The 20,501-nt window shown below is 29.1% G+C and carries 17 protein-coding genes and 1 tRNA gene; 5 read left to right on the top strand and 13 right to left on the bottom strand.

The features are described from left to right. Positions 1-4: 4 nt before the first annotated feature. Positions 5-1,879 (bottom strand): FAD-dependent oxidoreductase, encoded by a 1,875-nt coding sequence (locus I2A75_RS14575; RefSeq protein WP_195265814.1) that lies wholly within the window; start codon positions 1,877-1,879, stop codon positions 5-7. Positions 1,880-2,195: 316 nt separating this feature from the next. Between I2A75_RS14575 and I2A75_RS14570 the strand changes: the two genes are divergently transcribed. Together I2A75_RS14570 and I2A75_RS14565 are read left to right on the top strand one after the other, a co-directional pair. Then, positions 2,196-2,618, top strand: a complete 423-nt coding sequence (locus I2A75_RS14570; protein ID WP_195265812.1) for an FMN-binding protein — start codon at positions 2,196-2,198, stop codon at positions 2,616-2,618. Positions 2,619-2,720: 102 nt separating this feature from the next. Beyond that, positions 2,721-3,767 (top strand): FAD:protein FMN transferase, encoded by a 1,047-nt coding sequence (locus tag I2A75_RS14565; protein WP_195265810.1) that lies wholly within the window; start codon positions 2,721-2,723, stop codon positions 3,765-3,767. Between the two features lie 58 nt (positions 3,768-3,825). On the opposite strand, the gene I2A75_RS14560 is transcribed toward I2A75_RS14565, so the two are convergent. From I2A75_RS14560 to tsaD, 4 genes are all read right to left on the bottom strand, one after another. After that, positions 3,826-4,236, bottom strand: coding sequence for a carboxypeptidase regulatory-like domain-containing protein (locus I2A75_RS14560; protein WP_195265808.1), 411 nt, complete (start codon positions 4,234-4,236; stop codon positions 3,826-3,828). 199 nt (positions 4,237-4,435) lie between these two features. Further along, positions 4,436-5,704: a trypsin-like peptidase domain-containing protein gene (locus I2A75_RS14555; RefSeq protein WP_243242182.1), complete on the bottom strand. Its 1,269-nt coding sequence runs from the start codon at positions 5,702-5,704 to the stop codon at positions 4,436-4,438. A gap of 113 nt (positions 5,705-5,817) precedes the next feature. Continuing rightward, a complete protein-coding gene (locus tag I2A75_RS14550) occupies positions 5,818-6,846 on the bottom strand; it encodes an alpha/beta hydrolase (RefSeq protein WP_195265806.1) in 1,029 nt (342 codons plus the stop codon). A 22-nt stretch (positions 6,847-6,868) separates the two neighbouring features. After that, a complete protein-coding gene (tsaD, locus tag I2A75_RS14545; protein WP_195265804.1) occupies positions 6,869-7,879 on the bottom strand; it encodes a tRNA (adenosine(37)-N6)-threonylcarbamoyltransferase complex transferase subunit TsaD in 1,011 nt (336 codons plus the stop codon). 247 nt (positions 7,880-8,126) lie between these two features. Here tsaD and I2A75_RS14540 point away from each other — a divergent pair, with 247 nt between their 5' ends. Both I2A75_RS14540 and I2A75_RS14535 read left to right on the top strand, forming a co-directional pair. Further along, a complete protein-coding gene (locus I2A75_RS14540; protein WP_195265801.1) occupies positions 8,127-8,759 on the top strand; it encodes a RusA family crossover junction endodeoxyribonuclease in 633 nt (210 codons plus the stop codon). Positions 8,760-8,773: 14 nt separating this feature from the next. Further along, complete coding sequence (locus I2A75_RS14535) at positions 8,774-9,361, top strand: GDSL-type esterase/lipase family protein (RefSeq protein WP_195265799.1); 588 nt, start codon at positions 8,774-8,776, stop codon at positions 9,359-9,361. A 19-nt stretch (positions 9,362-9,380) separates the two neighbouring features. Here the strand turns inward: I2A75_RS14535 and I2A75_RS14530 are convergent, their stop codons facing one another. Beyond that, positions 9,381-10,334, bottom strand: a complete 954-nt coding sequence (locus tag I2A75_RS14530; protein WP_195265797.1) for an NAD(P)-binding domain-containing protein — start codon at positions 10,332-10,334, stop codon at positions 9,381-9,383. 262 nt (positions 10,335-10,596) lie between these two features. Here I2A75_RS14530 and I2A75_RS14525 point away from each other — a divergent pair, with 262 nt between their 5' ends. Continuing rightward, positions 10,597-12,441: an LTA synthase family protein gene (locus tag I2A75_RS14525; RefSeq protein ID WP_195265890.1), complete on the top strand. Its 1,845-nt coding sequence runs from the start codon at positions 10,597-10,599 to the stop codon at positions 12,439-12,441. Positions 12,442-12,692: 251 nt separating this feature from the next. Here I2A75_RS14525 and I2A75_RS14520 read toward each other — a convergent pair whose 3' ends face one another. From I2A75_RS14520 to I2A75_RS14490, 7 genes are all read right to left on the bottom strand, one after another. Beyond that, positions 12,693-14,036, bottom strand: coding sequence for a TldD/PmbA family protein (locus tag I2A75_RS14520; RefSeq protein ID WP_195265795.1), 1,344 nt, complete (start codon positions 14,034-14,036; stop codon positions 12,693-12,695). Between the two features lie 15 nt (positions 14,037-14,051). Beyond that, a complete protein-coding gene (locus I2A75_RS14515; protein WP_195265793.1) occupies positions 14,052-15,431 on the bottom strand; it encodes a TldD/PmbA family protein in 1,380 nt (459 codons plus the stop codon). A gap of 1 nt (position 15,432) precedes the next feature. Then, positions 15,433-16,914: a hypothetical protein gene (locus I2A75_RS14510; RefSeq protein WP_195265791.1), complete on the bottom strand. Its 1,482-nt coding sequence runs from the start codon at positions 16,912-16,914 to the stop codon at positions 15,433-15,435. Between the two features lies 1 nt (position 16,915). Continuing rightward, on the bottom strand, positions 16,916-18,304 hold the full coding sequence (locus tag I2A75_RS14505) for a HAMP domain-containing sensor histidine kinase (RefSeq protein WP_195265789.1): 1,389 nt from the start codon (positions 18,302-18,304) through the stop codon (positions 16,916-16,918). After that, the gene (locus I2A75_RS14500; RefSeq protein WP_195265787.1) at positions 18,301-18,981 is read right to left on the bottom strand and encodes a response regulator transcription factor; all 681 of its coding nucleotides are present in this window, start codon (positions 18,979-18,981) and stop codon (positions 18,301-18,303) included. Before I2A75_RS14500 ends, I2A75_RS14505 begins: the two co-directional genes overlap by 4 nt. Positions 18,982-19,072: 91 nt before the next feature. Then, positions 19,073-20,053 (bottom strand): polysaccharide deacetylase family protein, encoded by a 981-nt coding sequence (locus tag I2A75_RS14495; RefSeq protein ID WP_195265785.1) that lies wholly within the window; start codon positions 20,051-20,053, stop codon positions 19,073-19,075. 198 nt (positions 20,054-20,251) lie between these two features. Beyond that, positions 20,252-20,326: transfer RNA gene (locus tag I2A75_RS14490), tRNA-Asn, on the bottom strand. Between the last annotated feature and the right edge of the window lie 175 nt (positions 20,327-20,501).

Here is a 20,501-nt window from a genome sequence, read left to right as displayed (position 1 = left end):
ATTTCTATACATTTTTGTACATTGGTTTTTTCTTACCATGCCAGAAATTATCTGCAATCCTTGTAATCCACGGCATTATATAGTAATCTAAGCCAAATGTTCTACCTGCACCACCCATTAATGCAATTGAACCAAAGAAGTACCATAAAATATCCCAACCAGCCATAGCACATAAAATAAAGTTTAATACCATACCTGCTGAAACTGCACTAAATATGAATGTAAACAATCCTGCTATTAAACATAATCCCATTCCTATTTCTATTAATACAACTATTCTTTGGAACCATACAGCAACTTCTGGGTTTGGCATCATTATTTGCATTATTGCTGAGTACCACCCTGGAACTTCCTTAAGAATTGGTGTTGCAAATTCTGTTGCTGTTTCTGTACTTGCTGATGCACCTGAAGTAGCTTGTTGTAACCATTCGAATGGCATTTTAATATTTCCAGCTTTAGTCCAACTATCAGAACCTATAGTTATATTCTTAAAGAAATCACCTATACTATCAGCTTTCCACATAGATTCCCATGTGCTTTCACCTAATAATTTCTTTAATCCTTCAATTAACCATAAACATCCTATATATAATCTTAGAGGAACTAACCATAATCTATTTGCCTTAGATGATAAATGACCTCTCATTATTGATCTTCTATCTTCCATAGCAAAGAATTCATGTTGTAAATAGCTATATATTGCATGGACATCATTTACACCAAATAAATAATGGATATTAACTAAATGTTTCATTATCATAGCAAAAAATCCTGATAACTTAAGTCCCATTAAGTTTGCAACACAATATCTACCACCAATTGAAACCATAAATCCATGATATTTTCCTTGGAACTTTTGCATTTCTTTATTTTCAATTGAAGCAACTATATTTTTAACAACTGTGTCTGCTGTTTGAACTGCAGCTTCAACTATTTGAGGAGTTCCCTTTCCAGCTTCTTCTTCAAAATAAGCCATATCTCCAACTACAAATACGTCTTTCTTTCCAACAGCTTGCATGAATTCATTTGTTTGTAATCTTCCAGCTCTAGCTGTATCTAATCCATATTCTTTAGCATCTTGATTTGCTTGTATTCCACAAGTCCATATTAAAGTTCTTGTATTGATTTCTTCACCACTCTTAAGCACTATCTTATTCTCAGTAACTTCAACTATTGGTGAATTCTTTAATATTTCCATTCCATGCTTAACCATGTATTTTTCTGCTTTATCAGCTTGTTTTCTATCTAACATATTTAAGATAGTTCCCATAGCTTCAACTACTTTTAAAGTAACTTCACTTTCATCAACATTATACTCTCTTGCTAATCTAGTCTTCCACTCTAAAAGTTCTCCAGCCATTTCTATTCCTGTAAATCCAGATCCAGCTACTATAAATGTAAGCATTTCTTTTCTCTTAGCAGCATTTCTTTCTAGACTTGCTTTAGCAAACATGTCTTGTATATGCTTTCTTATCTTTAACGCATCTTCAAATGACCATAAAGTAAATCCATTTTCTTTTACTCCTGGAACTCCAAAGAATGCAGGTTCACTACCTGTACCGATTACTAAGTAATCATATGAGTATTCTCCGTATGTAGTCTTTACAACTTTATTATCAGTATCAACTTTTTCTATAAAATCTGTAACTACATTAACCTTTGATTTACCAAAAATCTTGCATAATTCCACTTGAACTGATTCAGGGTGAACTCTTCCCCCTGCAACTTCATGTAATTCTGTCATTAAAGTATGATATGGATTTCTATCTATTAATGTAATTTCCACATCATTGTTTTTCTTATATTTCTTCGCTAGCTTCTTAGCAGTATGTACACCACCATATCCAGCGCCAAGAACAAGTATCTTATTTTTTGACATGTTGCACCCATCCCTTCATTTAAATAATTATAAAATAGCATATTTAATTCTATACACTATTTTATAATATGTCTATATATCCATAATTATTTTTTGTTGTTTTTTTAACAATTTTTTTACCCTGAATTTAGGTATTTTTTTATATATCCCCTTTAAATACAAGGCTTTTACCTAATTGTTATTTTTTTAACACCATCACTTATACTTATACATCATAAGCAAATCGAATACCAAAACAATATATTTTTGTGTATAATTATCTAGTAATTGAAGAGATTCAATGGAAAAATTAAATAAGTTTGAGGGGGATTTTTTTATGAAATCAAGAAGAGTTATAAGCTTATTAGCAGTTGCTGCATTAGCTACTACTGTATTTGTAGGATGCGGAAATAAAGAAGAAGCTAAGGAATCTGGATTAAAAGACGGAAATTATTCAGCTAAAGGCGAAAAAGATGAAAGAGGATATCAAGCATCTATCGAAATAGAAGTTAAAGATGGAAAAATCGCTACAGTTAAATATGATGAAGTTGGCGAAAAAGGTAGTAAGTTAGACGATGCTGAATACAACACAAACATGAAAGCAAAAAGCGGTACTAACCCTGAAGAAGCTTTCCCAAAATTACAAGATGCTTTAGTTGAAAAGCAAGATGTTGCTTCTATAGATGTAGTTACTGGAGCTACTAAAACTACAGATTCTTTCAAAACTTTAGCAGAAAAAGCTTTATCAGATGCTAAATAATATTTTTAATATTAGACTTTAGGTTTTTTACCTAAAGTCTTTTGTTATTTTTGAGATTTTTAATTATAATAGATAATGACATATTATTTAGGAGGAATATCTATGAAGAAAAAATATTTAAATTATTTCACCATATCCATCTTGTTAATTTTTTCTCTTACAATTTTATCCGGTTGTTCAAAAGATAACAAAGTTGCTGAACCCCTCACTAGAACTGAACTTCTAATGGGAACAGTAGTTACCGTAACCCTTTACGATAGCAATGATGAAAGCATATTAGATAATGTATTTAAAAAAGTCAAGGAACTAGAATCTACTTTAAGTATTAATGAAAATGGTACATTAGTTGATAAAATAAATGAATCTGCAGGAATTGAACCAGTAAAAGTAGATTATGATACATATACAGTCATAAAAAAAGGATTAGAATATGCTAAACTTTCAAATGGTCTATTTGACATTTCAGTTGGTCCAATAGTTAAACTTTGGAATATTGGTCTACCTGAAGCAAAAGTGCCAACTCAAGAAGAAATAGATTCCAAAATTCCATTGGTAGGGTATTCTGATGTTGAACTTAATGAAGAAGAAAGTACTGTATTTCTAAAAAAACACGGAATGATGATAGACCTTGGTGGCGTAGCAAAAGGATATACTGCGGATGTTATTTCAGATATGCTTACTGAAGAAGGCGTTAAAAGCGCTATAATAGATTTAGGTGGCAATATATTCGCTCACGGAACAAAAGTTGATGGCAGCACTTGGAGAATAGGAATACAAAATCCATTTTCTGATCGTGGAGATATAATTGGTACAATCACTGTAAAGAATAAATCAATAGTAACTTCTGGAATATATGAGAGATATATCGAAAAAGATGGAATCAAATATCATCATATATTAAGTCCCAAAACTGGATATCCTTATGAAAATGAAATTGTTGGAATAACAATAATAAGTGATAAGTCTTCAGATGGAGATGCCTTATCAACTTCTGTTTTTGCTATGGGTGTTGAAGAAGGTATGAAATTTGTTAATACTCAAGAAGGTATAGATGCTATTTTTGTTACTAAAGATAATCAAATTTACATAACAGATGGAATTAGAGATATATTTAAATTAACAAATACAGATTTCAAATTATCAAACTAGTAAAAAAGAGTTAAGATATTTTTCTTAACTCTTTTTTGCTTTTAATTATTCAGTCAAATTAAAAATCGCATCCACATGATGTCTTATCTGGAAATGGTTTTGGAGGTTGATTTCCTGTATTTTCAGGTTTACCTATACATTTTCCGTTATAAGATGAGGTTTCTAATTCAGAATATTTTATTACTATATTATCTTTATAAATCTTTAACATATACTTTGTATTTGGACATAAAGGTCCTAATAAAAATTGTCCGTGACAATCTGTAAAAGTATGAGTTAGTGGATAAGGATATCTACATCCATCAACAATTTGTAATAACTTAACAACCGCATCTACTACAGGCATTCTATTACAGTCCAAAACTGTTCCAAATATAACTGATCTCTTTTCCTCTGGTAATCTAACTATTGCCTCTATTTGTTCATTACATCCTGTCTTTAATTCACATGATGTTATTCTTCCGCTCATAACTTTGCCTCCTAAGTTTGAATTTAAATTTAAATTTTATATAATACAATCTATTCCATTATTTATAAAATGTTCTTTAAGTTATGTCGTTTTAATAAAAAAAGACTAGTTTTAATAAGTCATACTTTGTTCACATCCGTATCTCTTATCTATAACTAGTCTTCTATATTTAAATTTTATTATAGTTATTTTAAATGCATTATTCCTTTGCTTCTAATTGAACATCAAAAGTTTTATTTTCTCCATTTCTAACTACTTCTACTTTAACTATATCTCCTTCTTTTTTAGTATCTCTAATTGCTCTTAACTCATCAAAGGTTTTAATTCTTTCTCCATCAAATTTTACTATTATATCTCCACCCTTTAATCCTGCTTTTTCCGCCGGTGAGAATTCTGATACCTCAACTATATATAGTCCTTCTTGCATATCATATTGCTTTGCTAACTTTTCATCTACTTCTCTTATTGATACTCCTAAATTTAATATAGGCTTAGATAATGCATCTATTCTATCTTTAACTTCATTTATTGGAATTGAAAATCCTATTCCCTCTGCTCCACCTGACATTTTTAATGTATTTATACCAACAACTTCTCCCCTAGTATTTATTAGAGGCCCTCCACTATTCCCTGGATTAATTGCAGCATCTGTTTGAATTAAGTTTAACTTAACACCTGTACTTGTTTCTACAGTTCTATTAACAGCACTTACAAGTCCTCCTGTTATAGTTTGATTAAAATCTTTAGAAAGTGGTGTTCCTATTGCTAAAACTTCTTCTCCTGGTCTTAATGCATCCGAATCTCCAAGCTGTACTACTGCTGGAACCTTAACGCTATCATCACTTAATTTTAGCATTGCTATATCTTGATTTTGGTCATAATTCACAACCTTCGCCTTTACATCCCTACCATCTGATAAAGTAACAACTACTTCCTTTGCACCTTCTATAACATGATAGTTTGTTAATATATAACCTTCTTCATTTATTATAAATCCAGAACCCATTCCATCTACTTGCTGAGGTATTATTCCACTATAATCAGTTACTCCATTTGCTGATACTATAACTACTGCTGGAGCAACCTTTTCAAAAGCTTCACTAGCAGTTAGTGCACCTTCAGTAGTCTCAAATTCCTGAGGATTTGGAGTTATTATAGAAGATTGCTGTTTAGTGTCAGTACCTCTCATTGCATAATATATACTTCCACCGCCTAGTGCTCCCCCTAGAAGTCCTGCTATAAGGGCTATTGCTATAATTTTAAATCCACCACTCTTTTTCTTCTTTTTATTATAGCTTTTCATATAACCTTGATTTGAATCAACCCCATTATTTCTTTCTAGTATTTTATCTTCATCGATAAAATCTTCCTTCATACTATTTTGAACAGTAGAATTTAAACTATCTCCTCCAGTATTATTAACATCCTCATAATTTTCTACATCATATATATTATCATCACTCATCATAAAACGCCTCCTAGATATTATATTAATAAATCCTTTTACAGATATTAATATACCCTTTTTTTGTGACAATTATATGACACATCTATGACAACTATATGACACATTGATGTAATTTAATTCTTATGTGCCTTTTTGGCTAGTCTTTCAATTTCATTAGCTTGTTTAACTACTTGTCTTATTCCTGTTATAACGGTATCAGGATCATACATTGATATAATATTACTTTCCGAACTAGTATTATAAACTTTTGTCAAATTTGAATCTCCAAGTAATGCTAATTGCTCTTGTCCACTTTTTGCTATTAAATAATATGGTTTCCCACCAAATACACCATCTGTTTGACTACTATTTTCACCACTGGTTATGTTCTTTATTTCATTATATACTGCACTAGTATAACTACTTTTTGTTCTATGTACTTTAAATTCATGTAAATTATTTTCATCTAGTTTATTTTCAAATTCATTTATGTCACATGATATTCCAAACTTATCTAACAATGTTGTAAAGCCTACAGACGATCCAAGTACCTCTACCTTTCTTCTTATTTTTTCTATTATAAGGCTTCTTTTGAATTCGCTACTATTTATTGTATCTTCAACTAATGGATTTACTAATACTATTCCTGCTACTAAATCTGGATACTCTTTAGCGAATTCAGTTAAAACTAAGCTTCCGTATTCTTCACCAACCAATATATAAGGAGATGGTACAGCAGCCTTTCTAAGTAATATTCTTAAATCTTCTGCTTGTTCCTTTGGAGTCCTTAATGCTCCACTATCACTATACCCATATCCTCTTCTATTATATACAAACGTTGTTATATCATCATATTCTGATGTCAATTTATCTGTTATTGAATTCCACTGATTTAAGTTGGTTCCAACATTTCCATCGAATACAACAGTGTATTTACCTTCTCCATCAGTTCTATAATCTAGTCTTTTATCATCTACTCTAGCATAATCTACTCTTTGCTTCAAAGTTTCTTTTGCTATAAAATTACTTACTCTTTGATATATAAAACCTATAATAATTACTATTAACATTGCTAATAATGTATTTTTTATTATATCCTTTGGTTTCATTTTATTTTTCATATTTACTTTGTAGACTCCATTTGAATGTGGTAAAAGCTTCACGTTAACCCTTCCCCCTTATATATCATAGCTTCAAATTGGGTTTCGCATTTATATTTAATGGTGCTTCTAATCCCTTTATAAAGTTAAAGTATGCAGCGCTTCCTATCATTGCAGCATTATCTGTACATAGTATTGGTGAAGGAAATAATACATCTATTCCTTCTTTAGATGCTGCATTAATAAGAGATTCCCTAAGAGCTGAATTTGATGCTACACCACCAGCTATTGCAATTTTATTAACCTGAGTTTTTTTACAAGTTTTTAAAACATTTTGCTTTAATACATCTATAACTGCCTTCTGAAAAGATGCCGCTACATCTGCTCTATTTATTTCTATGCCTTGCATCTTACATTTATTTATATAATTTAATACAGCTGATTTAACCCCACTAAAAGAAAAGTCTAATGTATCATCATGAAAGTTAGCTTTAGGAAACTCTATAGCATTTTCATTTCCTTCCTTAGCTAATTTATCTATTTTAGGTCCACCAGGATATCCTAATCCTAATGCTCTTGCAACCTTATCATATGCTTCTCCTGCTGCATCATCCCTTGTCTGTCCTATAACATCATACTCACCATAATTTTTAACATGAACTATGAAAGTATGTCCTCCTGAAACTACTAAAGATACGAATGGTGGTTTTAAATCTTTATGTTCTATATAATTTGCACAAATATGGCCTTCAATATGATTTACACCTATTAATGGCTTCTTAGAAGAATATGAAAGACCTTTTGCATACTGTAGTCCAACTAATAATGCTCCTACTAGTCCAGGACCATAAGTAACACCAATAGCATTTATATCTTCTAATTTTACCCCTGCTTCTTCTAATGCCTCCATTACAACTCCATTAACTACTTCGATATGCATCCTTGATGCAACCTCAGGTACTACCCCTCCATATTTTTTGTGGGTTTCTATTTGTGAAGCTATTATATTTGATAATACTTCTCTTCCATCTTTAACTACAGCTGCTGATGTTTCATCACAACTTGATTCTATTGACAATATTAATTTGCTTTCCATTGCTACTACCTCTTAATCTAATTATATTTATATTAAAATATTCTAAAATTATAATTCTTTTTTCATTTTCTTGCTAAAACTATCTTATTCTTGTTAAAACTATCTTATTATTGTATATTAAAATAAAGCTTATAGCTTACTATTATCATTGTTTATTATATAATGAATGACAAAATTATTCATTATTTTTTATTAGAATTAATGGATTTTTAAGGATATATTAATATTATTTAAAGGAGTTTACATAATGAATTCTTATGCAAAAGTAATTGTACCAGGATCCCCCATATCTAAATCTAATTTTAAACTACATAATAAGGATGGTAGAGCAATCCTTCCATATAATACTGGAAAATCACATGATAGGTATGCACTTTATGAAGAAGAAATTGCCTACTATGCTAGAATTCAAAATCCAAATGTAATCCTAGAGGAATCACTTATTGCGGTTCTTAAGGTTTATTATAAAAGCGAAAAAAGGCATCCTGATACTGCAAACATAACTAAAAGTATTTTTGATGGAATCGAAAAAAGCGGCCTTATTGTTAATGATGCCCAAATAACTAGAATTATTACAGAAGAATTTTATGATAAAGAAAATCCTAGATTTGAACTAGAATTCTATGGAGAAAGTCAATATGAAGTTTCTTATTCTATTTTACCAAAAAAAGAGCATTCCATAAAAAAACTCTACTCACCTATTAGAAATACTAGTAATAAACAATTAAAGAAAAATAAAACAGAAAATAAACCAGCCAATAATGATAATATTGCAATGATTTGTGAGTTTTGTAATAAAAAAATTAACGATACGGATTTAATTAAAGCAAATGGTGGTAAAACATTAATTTGTAGGTCTTGCTTTAATAAACTATTTTAGAAAGGAGATTGAAATTGCAAAAAAATTCTTTTGTATTTATTGGAGATAGCCTAACCTATGGATATGGTGTAAACAAAAATAATAACTGGGTGGAAAGCTTAAACCCATTTATACCTTTAGATATAATAAATAAAGGCATAAATGGAAATACAACAACAGATATGCTAAATAGATTTACGGAAGATGTTATTTCATATTCCCCAAAGAAAATCTTTATAATGGGAGGAACCAATGACTTTCTTTCTAATAGATCTCTAGATTCTGTTTTAGATAATTTAGAATTAATGTTAAAAGAAGCCTTAACTATAACTAAAGATGTTATTATAGGCATTCCACCAATAATAATAAAAGAAGATGCTTATAGGCTTTTTATGCAATCTTCTACATATGATTATTGTGAAAAGCAACTACAATTATTAGGAAAGTCTATAATTGAACTTTGTAATAAATATACAGTTACCTATGTTGATTTTTATAGCTTAACATTTAAATTTTCATCCAATAATATTTTTATCGATGGTATTCATTTAAATAATAATGGTCAGAATTTATTGCTTAATGAGTTCAAACAATTATTAAAAAATATGGATAGTACACTTTAATGCATACTATCCATATTTTTTAATACATATATTTCTTTATATAATCTGCTACTATTTTTCCAACATGAGCACCATTTTCTCCGCTATTAAAAATATCTTTATCTCCACTCAATATAGTTCCACAAGCAAATATTCCATTAACCGAAGTTTCATAATTATTTACTATCAAAGTACTATAATCCTTTAACAATATATTTGTTTTTCTTATAAAGGATATTTCTGGACAATATCCAACCGTTAATATTAAAGAATCGCAACCTATATTTCTCACAGTTTCATCCTCTATACTTTTAATATCTATACTTTCTATTCTCTCATTACCATATAATTCAACTACACGATGATTTCTTATTATATTTATATCAAATCCATCTATAAATTCACTACTATTTTCATCTAAAAATCCATTCTTAGAATTATCTATAATGGATTTTACTCTGGCCCCTTCTACTAATAGCCTTCTTGCAAGAACTAAAGACCAATTATTATTTCCAATAATTATAACCTCTTTCCCCGGAAGAAACCCTTGAAGATTAACTAACCTGTGTGCTGAAACTAAAGTAAATATACCTGTATATTTATGAACTGGTATATTTATGTTCCCTGTAAACTTTTCTCTACATCCAGAAGCTAATATTACAGCCCTTGCTTCAAGCTCCTGAATCCCATCTTGAGGATTCACATATGAAACTACCTTATTCTTAGTTACTTCTAAAACTTCAGTATTTAATTTATACATACCACCTAGTGCTTTAAAATCTTTAATAAGTTGACTTCCAAGCTCCGGTCCTGTTACATCCTTGCCTAAATAATATCTTCCAAACCCATTATGTATGAATAAGTTTAAATTTCCACCTAAATCATTATTTCTTTCTAAAATTAATACTTTTTTAATTCCATTTTTCAGAGCAGAAACCCCAGCTGAAAGTCCAGATGCTCCCCCTCCAATTATAATTAAATCATATTGAAGCATATATAACCTCCATAAATGTTAAATAAAACATATAGATATTATAACATATTGTATTTATCTTACACTATTCATTGTAAAATTATCTCTAATATTGAAATTTATTTTTTGGTTGGTTATAAAAATTAAGAAAATCTAAATTGCTTTATAAAAACTACTATACTATAATTTAAGTATTGTTAACATAATAGTACAGAAATTTAAGTATTATTCCCATAAGTGTTATAATACTTTATATATTTGAGGTGATATATTGGACAAACTTATTGAAAAATTAAAAAACAAATTTACACAGGTCCTTAACTTTGATGGTGCTATAAGAATAATATTATTCTTAATTCCACTTATAGCTATTACATTTAAAAGTATAATATTTCAAGGTTTCGTAGTTAATCAAAATCCTTATTCTCTAAATTTAAATCTTGGATATAACTCTGCAAAACCATTTATTAATTATTATTATGCCTTTATTCTAATTTTTATTAGCTTTTCTTTATTATTTAAAGGTAAAGGACGAGTTATATATCTATTTATTATAGATATACTAGTTACCCTATTAATATTATTAGACTTAGGATACTTTAGAGGATTCCTAACAATGCCGTCAGCATTATTACTAACTCAAACTGCTAATTTAGATAATATGGGTGGTACTATATCTTCAATGTTTAGTAATAAAGATTTCTTACTATTTATAGATTTTATAATACTTGGAATATTTGTTTTCTTTACTAGAAAATCATACACAAGAATTAAAAGGAGAGCCCCTATTACATTTATAGTTATACTATTATCTAGCATTCTATATATAGGATATGTTCCCTTTAATTTATATGTATTAAAAAATGAAGATGTGAAAAATGGATATATATTCTCAAATTATGATCCAACAAATACAGCTAGATATTTTTCTCCTCTAGGTTATCATATTTTTGATTTATATAATGTTTATAAGGATTCAATGCCATATGAACTAACTACTGAAGAAAAATCACAAATTGATGAATTCTTTAGTAAAAAAGAAGATTTACCTAACAATCAATATGCTGGAATTCTTGAGGGAAAAAACTTATTAGTTATACAAGTTGAATCATTAGAAAGCTTTATACTTGGCAAGGAAGTAAATGGTCAAAAAGTTACTCCTGTAATGGATGAATTAATAAAAACAGGACTATATTTCCCTAATATATATGAACAAGTAAACGAAGGTACAAGCTCCGATTCTGACTTAATGATTAATACATCAATGTTTCCATTAAGAAGAGGAAGTACGTTCTTTAGATATCCTTCCACTAAATATAATTCCTTACCTCTTCTACTAGAAGAAAAGAACTATGATACAATAGCAATTCATCCTGATAAGGGTTCTTTCTGGAACTATGTAAATGGCTTAACAGGAATAGGATTTGACAAATTTGTTGATTACTATTCATTTAACATAGACGAAGAAATAGGTCTTGGCCTATCAGATGAAAGTTACTTTAGGCAAGTTGTGCCAATGCTTAAAGAGTTAAAAGATCCATTTTATGCATTTACAGTTACTTTAACTAATCACGGACCATTTGATTTACCTGAAGAAAAGAGAGTATTAAATTTAGATCCAGAATTAGCTAAAAATGAACTTGGTGGATACTTCGAAAGTGTTAAATATACAGACACACAAATTGGAAAATTCCTTGAGTTATTAGATAAGGAAGGTATTCTTGATAATACTGTTGTAGTTATTGAAGGAGACCATACAGGCGTCCATAAATACTATAATAGCTCAATAGAAAAACTTTCTAACAAGGAAGATTGGTATTTAGATAATGGCCACCATACTATACCATTTATAATTTGGTCAAAAGATATGAATGAGCCAAAAACTTTTGATACTATAGGTGGACAAGTTGATATAATGCCAACATTACTATATCTTATGGGTGTACCAAATGATAAATATATAGATACAGCATTAGGTAGAAACTTACTAAATACAAATAAATCATTTGCAGTACTTACAAACCTAGACGTAGTCGGCGAAGGTTTAACAGATGAAGAAAAAGAACTATATAAGAATATAGTTGAACTTTCAGATAAAATGATAAGAAGCAACTATTTGGACAATTGATAATTGACAATTGATAATTATGGATAAAACTCCCTTATGGGAGTTTTTCTATTATAATAAAATAATTTAATTTGTTATATTTAAGTACTAAAGGTCATATTATTATATCTTCGAAATTCTTAATTTTATATTTTTATATAAACAAATAACCTCCATAGATTTACTTACTCTATGGAGGTTATCGCTTTATTATATAATAACTACATCATTTTAAATTATACTTCATTTGTTTTTACGCATCTAAATCACTTTTATTTTCCAGCTATTGATAATCCATTAATCTTAACAGATGGGCTTCCTATACTGCTCATTGGGAATTTTAAGTCATTCCCCACCTCTTCTATATCTTTTAATAAATTAAAGAAGTTTCCTGCTACAGTTATTTGTTCAACTGGGTAATCCTTTTTCCCATCTTTTATATAAAACCCTTTTGCTGCTAGTGAAAAATCTCCAGTTATTGAATTTGCACCTGAATGTAATCCAGCAAATTCTGTTATTAATAAACCATCTCCAACTTCTTCTAATAAATCTTCAAAACTCTTTTCTCCCTTTTGAATATATAAATTTGTTGGTGAAACTCCTACTGGTGATGCATAAGAATTTTTAAATCCATTTCCTGTTGATTTTGTATTTCCTTTATTAGCAGTTTTTAGATTGTGAAGTAAAGTCATAAGCTTACCTTCATGAATTATATCCTTTTTCTTCGTAGCAACTCCTTCATCATCAAAAGGAACTGATGCTAGCCCATTTACTAAATGAGGATCATCTAATAGCGTTACTTTTTTACTTGCTATTATTTCTCCTTCCTTTCCCTTTAATAAACTTAGCCCCTTTTGAGCTGCGTCACCACTAAATACTCCAGCAAATGTAGAAAGTATTGAAACCATAGCTTCATTATTTATTACAGTTTTATATTTACCAGATACAACTGATTTGCCACCTATTCTTGAAATAGCTTCATTAATTCCATCTTGTGCTAATTTCTTCGGATCTACCTCATCTATAGAGTTAGCTGTTACATATCCCATACCATCATGCATATCTTCTCCGTTTTTTATTATTGGAACTACGTATGCACTTAGTAAATTAGATTTATTTTCTAAATTTAGCCCTTTTGAATTAATTATCCCATACTTAGCTTTACTATATCCTATTCCACAGCCTCCAAAGCTAGTAACTCTATTATCTAAAATTTTTGCCTCTTTTTCCATACTTAAAGCCAAGTTTATTAGCTTATCTGCTGGAAGATTTTCTAATGCTTTGTAATAAGTACTTACTTCTTCATATTCCTTATCACCTTCATATATAAATTGAACATCATCATTTTCTATAACTAATGCACTTTCCTTAGCATTTTTAATAAGCATTCTTATAGCAGCATCATCTAATATTTCTGTATATGAATATCCTATTTTATCATTTATTTTTCCTCGAAATGATAGCCCATAGGAAGTAGTTAAATTATATTTTTCAACTTCCTCATTATATACATTTATACTTAAACTTTCTCTATCTACATAGTAAACTTCATATTCATTAAAACCATTATTTTTAGCTTCCTGAAATAATTTATTTATAAATATATTTAATTCCACTTTTATATTCCCCCCTTATCTTCCACCTACTGTTATTTCCTTGACTCTAATCATAGGTTGACCTACATTAGTTGGAATACTTCCTGAAACAGAACCACACATTCCTTGTCCTTGTGCTAAATTCTTTCCAACCATATCTATATTCATTAATACTTCGCTACCTTTACCAATAAGACTCGCACCTCTAACCGCCTCTTGTATCTCTCCATTTTTCACTATATATCCTTCTGATACAGCGAAATTGAATTCTCCTGTTACTGGATTAACTGATCCGCCACCCATTTTCTTTGCATATAATCCATCTGATATTGATTTTATAATTTCATCTTCATCATCATTGCCTGCTGCAATATATGTGTTTGTCATTCTTGAAGTAGGCGCAAATTTATAATTTTGTCTTCTTGAACTTCCAGTTGCCTCCATGCCCATTCTTCTTCCATTTAATTTATCAATTAAATATCCTTTTAATATACCATTTTCTATTAATACATTTTTTCTTGTTTTATTACCTTCATCATCAATATTTAATGATCCCCATGCATTTGGTATAGTTCCGTCATCAATTGCAGTAACCTTTGTTGATGCTATTTGTTTTCCAAGCATATTGGTAAATACTGAATTACCTTTAGCTACTGCAGTTGCTTCTAATGAATGTCCACAAGCCTCATGGAATATTACTCCACCAAATCCATTATCTATTGCTACAGTCATTTTACCAGCTGGACAATTCTTAGCATGCAACATAGTATGTGCAACTCTAGATGCTTCTTTTCCATAATATTCTGGATCTATATCTTTAAATAATTCAAATCCTTTATGCGCTCCTGGCCCTTCAAAACCGGTTTGATTTTCTCCATTTGCAGATGCTACAGAGCTTATTGATAATCTTGTTCTTACTCTTCTATCTTCTGTAAGTAATCCTTCAGTATTAGCTATTAATATATTTTGTTCTTTATCTAAATACCCAACAGAAACTTGAGTTATTTCATCACTGTATTCCTTTGCTGCTTTATATCCTCGTTTCATTACTTCTATCTTTTTTTGAGCACTTATTGAAGATGGAATATATATAATTGGATTATTATTATATATAGCTTTTTCATTAAGAACTATACTTATATCCTCTTTTAATTCTCCAAGTGCCAATGCTGCCTTTTGAGCGGTATCTAATAAAGCATTTAAACTAGTATTATTAGTATAAGCATAAACACTTTTTAATCCCTTAAAAATTCTTATACCTATCCCATGAGTTCTTCCTGAAATGGAATTCTCTACCTTTCCATTCAAGATACCTATAGACGTATCTATTGTATCCTCTTCAAATATTTCAGCAAAATCTCCGCCTGTTATTAGACATCTAGCTAATACACTAGATAATATATTTTTTGATAACATACTACTCATCCTCCATACTTATTTCTTTTCCACCCTTAAAGGCCTTTGCCCATAAGTCTACATAGCTACCACTTGCCCACTCTGCCATTATTACTTCTTCATTGTTATTTAAGTCAATAGTAATTAACGGACTACCTTTAATATCCCTATCTTCCATTTCATAAACTAATAACTTATCATTAAATAATATTATTGCCATTCTTCCAGTAGGCGATGTATATGCATCCTTTATAAATGGAAATTTTCCCTTTAAATCCTTCCATGAAATTAATAGAGTATCATAATTTAATATCCTTTTGTTTAGATTTAATGATATTCTATAATCTATTCCATCTTTAGTATTATCTATAGTTGGAATCTTCCCAACTATATTCCATTTCCCTTCAATTCTTTTGATAGTAAAATTACTATAATCTACATTTGTATTTAAATAACTTCTTTCTTCTTGTGATAAAGTCTCTAATGTATCATTAAAGTCTTTTTCATATTTTTCTTTAGCTTCATTAGAATATATTTCCTCAATACTTATTCCATTCTCATTATTTATATTATCAACAGGAATAGTTTGATATATTGGAAATTCATTATTAAAGTTCTTCCCTTCATACTTTTCAATTGAAATATAATCGTTAGATATAAAGTTTATATTTTTATATATATTTTCATTACTATCTTCTAATGAATCTATTTCTATTCTTCCATCTAGTGGGTGTGCTGTAAAGTACTCTAAAATCCTTTCCCCATTGTCTACAACTTCACTTTTAATACTCCATACCCCATTCATTCTTGGAAAAATTATATTATCCTTTTCTAATATAGGTTGTAATTTGTTATCTTTAAATGATATCCACAATGTTTTGTATGTTTCGGCACTATAACTACCATCTTCTGATTGTTTTCTTGGAGTTTTTAATCCTAACATTATACCTACATCGCTATTATAATCTTCTAATCCTTCTTCTGATTTAATAACATTCTTCTGATAGGCTAAATCTTTTGGATTATCATCTAGTTTTTTAAGCTTTAACAGTGCTCCATCATAAAATAGATAACCATTTTCATTATCTATATAAATAAATTCCCCAATAATAGTATTAGAATCAATTATTGATATCACATCCCACTTTGAATCTCCTTCTATTATATCTTCAAGCTTTAAATTTAATTCATATGATAAAACATACGTCTTATCTACAACTTTTAATTTATATTTAGCATTTGAATATGAAATATTGAACACCGAGAAATTACTATCAGAAATACTAATTAAAGAATCTTTTAAAGATAATATATCCTCCCTATTTTCAGATTCATTACCTAATATATTAATATACTCGATTCCCCACACGCCTTTTATCTTAAGGTTATTATTATTAGGAGCTTTTATAGCTTGTGTATCTTTTCCATTTACTTTACTACAACCAATATTTAATGTAAATATAAATATAAGAATTATAAATAAAAATCTTTTTATACTCTTCACATTATTCCTCCTTATTTATTGGAATAATAATCTCAACTTTTGTACCTATTCCTAACTTACTATATATATTAAATACTCCATCGTGTAATTTTATTATTTCATCACAAATAGATAAACCTATTCCATTTTGAGATTTAGAATTTTTACCTTTAAAAAACTTTTGCTTTACATGTGGCAAATCCTCTTCTGATATCCCACAACCATTGTCTTCTATTACAAATTTAATTTTATTGTTAAATTTCGTAGTAGTAAAAATTATACTTCCTTCTACACCCGTAAACTTGAATGAATTGTCTAGTAAATTAATAAATACTTGCTTTAATCTATTACTATCTACGTACATATTACCATTAGCTTCTGTTATAAATTTAAGGTTTATATTCTCCTTATTTGCTCTAGGACACATAAAAGATTCTATATGATTTATAAATTCATTTATACTAATGCTTTGTAGTTCCAATGTTACTTTTTCATTTATAAATCTAGAAAAATCTAATAGTTCTTCCACCATTAAAGATAATCGATCTGCTTCTTTTTCTATTATTTGAAATCCAAGTTTTAATGTTTCTTTATCAGTCTCATCATTATTTAAAGTTATAGTCCATCCTTTTATAGCTGTTAGAGGAGTTCTTAATTCATGAGAGACAGATGATATAAATTCATTTTTTAACTGCTCCCTTTTTGATATTTCATTTGCCATAAAATTCAAAGTGTTTGATAGTTGCCCTATTTCATTTTTACTATCAATATTACTTCTAACACTTAAATTTCCACTTCCCATTTTTTCTGCAACTTCATTCAGGTACTTTATTGGATTTATTATACTATTGGCTAGTATTATACTTAAAACTACTCCTACTATTAAAACAGCTATTGATATTCCTGAAAAAATTATCATTATATTAGTTATTACCCCATCTATTGCCTCTAAAGACGTTATGAATCTAATAACACCTATTATATCTCCATCTATGATCAACGGATAAGAAACAGCCATGACCTTATTTTCATAATAATCAACCTTTCCTATCCATCTTGCTGATTCTCCTTTAAGTGCTTTTGATACATCTGGTGCATTTATCAATTTTACATCTTTAACTCCAATAGAATCCATTAACAAATTTCCATTAGCATCAAAAATTTCAACTTGTGCATTATTTTCATTCCAGAATGTATCAATATTATCATAAATAGTTTCAACTAATGATTTTGAAGAAAAATACTTTGTATAAAAATTTATTGAAACTTGTATTCTATTTTCTAATAAATCCTCCGTATTATCATAATAATATTTTCTAACAAATATCATAAGTAAAATATTTAAAAACATTACTGTTGAGAAAATAATAATAAATATTCCCTTAAGTAATTGATTCTTTATACTTCTCATTCTTTCGATTTCCACCTATATCCTATCCCCCATATTGTTTCTATATACTTAGGCTCTGATGCATTGTCTTCAATTTTTGCTCTTAATCTTCTTATATTAACATCTATTATTTTTGCATCTCCAAAATAATTTTCTCCCCAAACTAAGTCCAACAATTCATCTCTTGTAAAAGCTTTATTAGGATTCTCTAGAAATATTTTCATAAGTAAATACTCTTTTGGAGTTACATCTATTTCAATATTATCTTTTAAAACCTTCTGTGAATATAAATCTATGAGAAATGGTCCTAATTCTAATTTATCTTTATCTTCATCTCCAAGCCTCCTAAGTAATGCTTTTATCCTTAATACAACCTCTAATGGATTAAATGGCTTTACTATATAGTCATCTGCCCCATACTCTAGACCCATAATCTTATCCATATCTTGCCCTTTGGCTGTAAGCATTATTATCCCCATATCTGGAAATTGACTTCTCAGTTTGTTACAAACTTTAAAACCATCTAACCCTGGTAACATAACATCTAATACCGCTATTTTAGGATTTTCTATACTTGCAAGTCTTAACCCTTCTTCTCCTGTTGCTGCTTCGATAACCTGTAAATTATTTCTTTGTAAATTTATCTTTAGAAAAGCTCTTATACTTTCTTCATCTTCTACTAGTAATATTTTGTTCATTTTATCACCTCTAAACATAATAATATTATTAACTCTTTTAATCTCTTATAATCTTATAAATAGAAATAAGAGACGTTTTACCGTCCCTTTACTATTTCAATGTTCTAAACTCAAATCCTTCTAACTTTAAATAATCTATTGCACTTTGTAAATATTCTACTGTACCTTTTTTAGCATCTGTATCATGCATCAACACAATCACAACATCCTGGCTTCCAACTGTTTCTTTTAACTTCTCTAATAAATATTCCTTAGAGAAATCTTTGCCTTCTGCATCCCCATTTAACGCATTCCAATCCATTTGGAAAATTCCCTTACTTTCTAATACTTCATCTAGATGTTTTGTTCCATTCCAACTAGCATGTCCCCCAGGCATTCGTATTAATCTAGTGGAAAAATCTTTTCCCAATATTTCTTTTAATATTTTATCATTTTTCTCAAAATCCTTCATAAATGCATTAATATCTACTGTTCTATTTGGATAAAGTAAATGATAATCATGTGAGTATCCATGACTCCCTATAGAATGTCCTTCTTTTGCCATTCTCTTCAATAACTTTTCTGATTCACTATTCTTCTCAATAGAGCTACCTAATGTAAAAAATGTTGCCTTTATATCATTTACCTTTAATATATCCAAAATCTTTTCAGTAGAATGCTGAGATGGTCCATCATCAAATGTAAGATATGCGATTTTTTTATTATCTTCTCTATAAAAATTCCATTTATACATAGTTTCTGGAAGCACCTTTGATGCATCATCAGCATTAGGATCTTTCTCTAATGAAAGATATTCAGAGTTATCAAATACATTGATATCTACATTATTTTGATTTTCTTTAGTAGATTCACTCTCATTACCTATATTATCTTGGTTAGAACTAGAAGTGTCTAATTTTTCTTGATTAGAATTGCTATCGTTAGTAGTAGTATTACTAGTTACAGTTTCTGCTTGTATAACATTATTTTTTCTAAAATCATTAACTGTAAATGAAATCAAAAATGTTGATACCATTAAGACAAATATAAATGTTATGAATCTTTTTTTATTTTTTATCGCACTTCTACTCATTATTAAACCACACTTTCTATTTTTATAAAAAATTGCTTGTCCTATAATTCAATTATATAGAAGTTTTTTCTACAAATCATTACAATTTGTTAACCAAAAGTTACGAAAAAGTTACATTTATTTCTATTAATAGAAATAAAAAAAGAGTTTTATAACAATAGATTTAAATCTACTCTTATAAAACTCTTAGAGTTTAAATGGCTCCGTGGAGAGGATTCGAACCTCCAACCTATCGGTTAACAGCCGAGTGCTCCACCATTGAGCTACCACGGAATAATTCAGAGTGTTCTCTGAAAATTGCACATGAATGAGAGCCAAAATCTTTGATTTTGTTTCTCGAATTCACTCAGCATTGCTGAGTTTCCTTCTTATTTTTATTGGTCAAGCCCTCGACCTATTAGTATCAGTCAGCTAAATATGTTACCACACTTACACCTCTGACCTATCA

The organism is Clostridium sp. 1001275B_160808_H3, from assembly GCF_015550425.1.
In the GTDB taxonomy this organism is placed as follows: Bacteria; Bacillota; Clostridia; order Clostridiales; family Clostridiaceae; genus Clostridium.
The sequence above is the reverse complement of the archived record's forward strand: the minus strand, read 5'-3'. Positions and strand labels throughout refer to the sequence as shown.